The organism is Pseudonocardia sp. McavD-2-B, assembly GCF_024124365.1.
Taxonomy (GTDB): domain Bacteria; phylum Actinomycetota; class Actinomycetes; order Mycobacteriales; family Pseudonocardiaceae; genus Pseudonocardia; species Pseudonocardia alni.
On record NZ_JAMXSG010000418.1, the window covers coordinates 1 to 3,335 of the forward strand.

Here is a 3,335-nt window from a genome sequence, read left to right on the forward strand (position 1 = left end):
CACGGCCGCGGACTCGGCGGATCCCCGGCGGCGGCCCACCCCGGGCCGGGAGAACGCGCGGACGGCGGCGGCGTCCCAGACCTTGCGGCCGCCCGGGCCGGGGTCGGGCAGCGGGGCCGGCGCCTGGCCGCGGGAGACGTAGGAGTTCCAGGTGCCCACCTGCACGCCCCAGTGGGCGGCGCACTCGTCGCTGGTCCAGGTCGTCACGAGGGCCGAGCCTGCCACGGCGCGCCGGGTGCGTCGCCGTCGGACGATGCGTCGATCGTGGTAAGCCGTTGTCGACGGACCGCCGGGGTCATCACACGTGATGATCAGGTCGTCACGGTCGGCGCCGGTCGAACCGGACGAGGTGTACCGGCGCGATCCTGCGCGCGCCTACGGCCGCAGCGCGGCGACCACCCAGCGCAGCGACGTCCGGTCGGTACAGGTGGCGAGCAGCTCGGCCTGCTCGGCGCTCCCGGCGTCGCGGCGACGGGCGTCGAACAGGTCCTCGACCAGGCCGGGCACGTCGCGGTGCTCCCCGGGCAGCGGCTCGTCGCCACCGGGCAGTCCGAGGCGGGCGACGACCAGGCGCAGCGTGCGGTGCCCGATCAGTCGCATACCCGGGGACAGCAGCGCGGAGTTCCGCGGAGGAGTGGTGCCGGCGGCGGTCTCCTGCCCGGGCAGCGGCACCGCACCGGGCGGCGTGCCGGGCAGGCTCACCGCGGACACGGCGATCACACCGCCGTCGAGCATGGCCCAGGCGTCGATCGCGGGACGGTGCGTCTCGCGCCCCGACGCGGTGGCCAGCCCCTGGTCGGCCAGCCACCGGCGTAGTCGCGGCCGCAGGTCCCAGCGCACGTCGAACACGCCCTCGGCCAGGTCGGACGGGGTGAACACCTCGTCCCACCGCGGGCCGCCGGACGCCCCGTTCCCGACACCCGTCTCGGGCTGGATCGCCATCTTCGTCCCCCGACCCGGGGCACGCGCGTTCCCGGGAGATCAGGATAGGACGGTCCGGACGGGCGCACAGGCTGGTGCACGCGGCCGTACCCACAGGTGTGATGACACGACCGACGCGGCGGTGAACGGCGTCGCCGACACGCCGATCAGCACGCGATGTCACAGTGTGTGAGCGGATATGCCGGTGTCTGCGTGACAGATGACACGATCGAGCGAGCCCGCCGCAGGCGGTAACGAGGCAGGATGAGTCGAGCGATCCACAAGTGACGGCGACGTGGAGGCGACATGGACGGGCAGTTCGACAGGGTTCCGGCGGTGCACCCGGGGATGATCCCCGCGGCACGGCGCTCGGTGGAGAACCTGCCGTCCGGACGAGGTGTGGTCGACGGCGAGCGGGGCCGCGTGCTGGCCCGCTACGCGCGGCTGATGCGGTCCGGCCGGCCGGAGGTCTGCCTCCCCGGGCGGCGCGAGATCTCCGAGCGCGAGCGGTTCGGCGCCTCCGCGACCGGCAGCGACGGCAAGGTCATCTACCCGGACCGGGACGCGGCCGAGAGCGCCGCCCGTGAGCTGGAGGCCCTCGGCGGGCGCCCGCAGCGGGCCTACCTGTGCCGGCGGTCCCGCCGCGGGCACTACCACCTGACCACCGACGCCGTCGCCCAGCGCCGTCGCGGCCCGGCGGAGCTCATCCCGCAGCCGCGCCGCGGCGACTGACCCGACCCGACATCCGACGACCCCCGGTGCCCGCGGCACCGGGGGTCGTCGCGCGTCCGAGGCCGGTTCCCCACGGATGTCACACCGATGTGATGCGCGGCACACGCTGATCGTCTAGCGTGGGATGTGTCGGCGGTCACGTCACGGTCGAGCCGACGTTCCCACCACCACGCATCGGAGGGCCCCGTGAACCCGCACCTGCTGGAGGAGCGCGTCGCCACCGTCAACGGCGGCCGCGATCTCGCCGACCCCGCCCGTGCCCGGCTGCGCGCCCACAAGGCCACCGCGGACGCCTGCCGTCGGCGCGCCGCCGAGCGCCGCGCCGAGCTGGAGCGCGTCCTCTCCGGAGGCACCACCGGTGACGCCCTGGACCTCATGTTGGAGCTCGACGCCCTCGAGCGGGTGCAGGACCGCATCGACAACCGGCTCTCCGAGCTGTGCGACGCGCTCACCGAGCCGCGCACCCCGCGCTACGGCGACGCTCAGCCCGTGTAGCCCCGCCCCGCGGCCCGTGTGGATCACCCGCGCCCGTGGTTCGATGACCGGCGGACACCGCCGTCGGACCACGAGGGAGAGCACACGTGCGTGCAGTGCAGGTCAGCGAGCTGGACGGGCCGTCCGCGGTCCGTGTCGCGGAGGTCGAGCCGCCGGTCCGCGGTGACGGCGAGGTTCTGATCGACGTCGCCGCGGCCGGGGTGAACTTCCCGGACGTCCTGCTGACCAAGGGGATGTACCAGTACAAGCCGGAGCCGCCGTTCACCCTCGGCTCCGAGTGCGCCGGCACGGTGCGCGAGGCGGGCCCGGACAGCCGGTTCACCGCCGGGGACCGGGTCGTCGCGTTCACCATGTCCGGGGTGTTCGCCGAGACCGTCTCCGCTCCGGAGCAGCACGTCTTCCCGCTGCCCGACGAGGTGGAGTTCGCGGCGGGCGCCTGCCTGCCGATGAACTACCTGACCGCGCACTTCACCCTCGACACCCGCGGTGGCCTGCGGGCGGGGGAGACGGTGCTCGTCCAGGGCGCGGCCGGGGGCATCGGGACCGCGGTGATCCAGCTGGCCGCCGCGATGGGGGCCACCGTCATCGGCGTCACCTCCACCGAGGCCAAGGCCGAGGTCGCCCGGCGCGCGGGTGCTGCCCACACCGTCGGCGTCGACGGGTTCAAGGACGCGGTCAAGGGCCTGACCGGCGGTGCGGGAGTCGACATGGTCGTCGACCCGGTCGGCGGGGACCGCTTCACCGACTCGGTGCGCTGCCTCGGCCCGCTCGGCCGTCTCATGGTCGTCGGATTCACCGCGGGGGACATCCCGACGGTGAAGGTGAACCGGCTGCTGCTGAACAACGTCGACGTCCGCGGGGTCGGCTGGGGTGCCTACGCGCTGGGACGCCCGGACTTCATCCGCTCGGAGTGGGACGCCCTGCTCCCGCACCTGCGTTCCGGCGCGCTCGACCCGCTGATCAGCGAGCGCTTCGGTCTCGACGACGCCGCGACCGCCCTGTCGCGCATCGACGACCGCACCGTCACGGGCAAGGTCGTGCTCCTGACCTGAGCCGGGTCAGCCTGCCGGCTCGAGGTTGTGCCGGACCGCGGTGCGCGGCAGCGGCGCCGTGGTCTCGGTGGCCGCCGCCGCGGTCCGCGGCGCCGGGGTGGGGCCGACATGGCGGTGCGGCGCCGGCACCACCAC

At 74.5% G+C, this 3,335-nt stretch carries 4 protein-coding genes and 1 pseudogene; 3 read left to right on the plus strand and 2 right to left on the minus strand.

From position 1 onward, the window contains the following. Both NH602_RS29515 and NH602_RS29520 read right to left on the minus strand, forming a co-directional pair. Positions 1 to 207: pseudogene (locus tag NH602_RS29515) on the minus strand (hypothetical protein); the annotation flags it as partial. Between the two features lie 168 nt (positions 208 to 375). After that, positions 376 to 942 carry a hypothetical protein gene (locus NH602_RS29520; protein WP_073574213.1) on the minus strand — a complete coding sequence of 189 codons (567 nt, stop codon included), beginning with the start codon at positions 940 to 942 and terminating at the stop codon, positions 376 to 378. A gap of 285 nt (positions 943 to 1,227) precedes the next feature. Between NH602_RS29520 and NH602_RS29525 the strand changes: the two genes are divergently transcribed. From NH602_RS29525 to NH602_RS29535, 3 genes are all read left to right on the plus strand, one after another. Then, positions 1,228 to 1,653: a hypothetical protein gene (locus tag NH602_RS29525; protein WP_073574212.1), complete on the plus strand. Its 426-nt coding sequence runs from the start codon at positions 1,228 to 1,230 to the stop codon at positions 1,651 to 1,653. Positions 1,654 to 1,839: 186 nt separating this feature from the next. Continuing rightward, the gene (locus NH602_RS29530; protein ID WP_073574211.1) at positions 1,840 to 2,148 is read left to right on the plus strand and encodes a hypothetical protein; all 309 of its coding nucleotides are present in this window, start codon (positions 1,840 to 1,842) and stop codon (positions 2,146 to 2,148) included. An 86-nt stretch (positions 2,149 to 2,234) separates the two neighbouring features. Beyond that, complete coding sequence (locus NH602_RS29535) at positions 2,235 to 3,200, plus strand: NADPH:quinone oxidoreductase family protein (RefSeq protein WP_161151594.1); 966 nt, start codon at positions 2,235 to 2,237, stop codon at positions 3,198 to 3,200. The last annotated feature ends 135 nt before the right edge of the window (positions 3,201 to 3,335 follow it).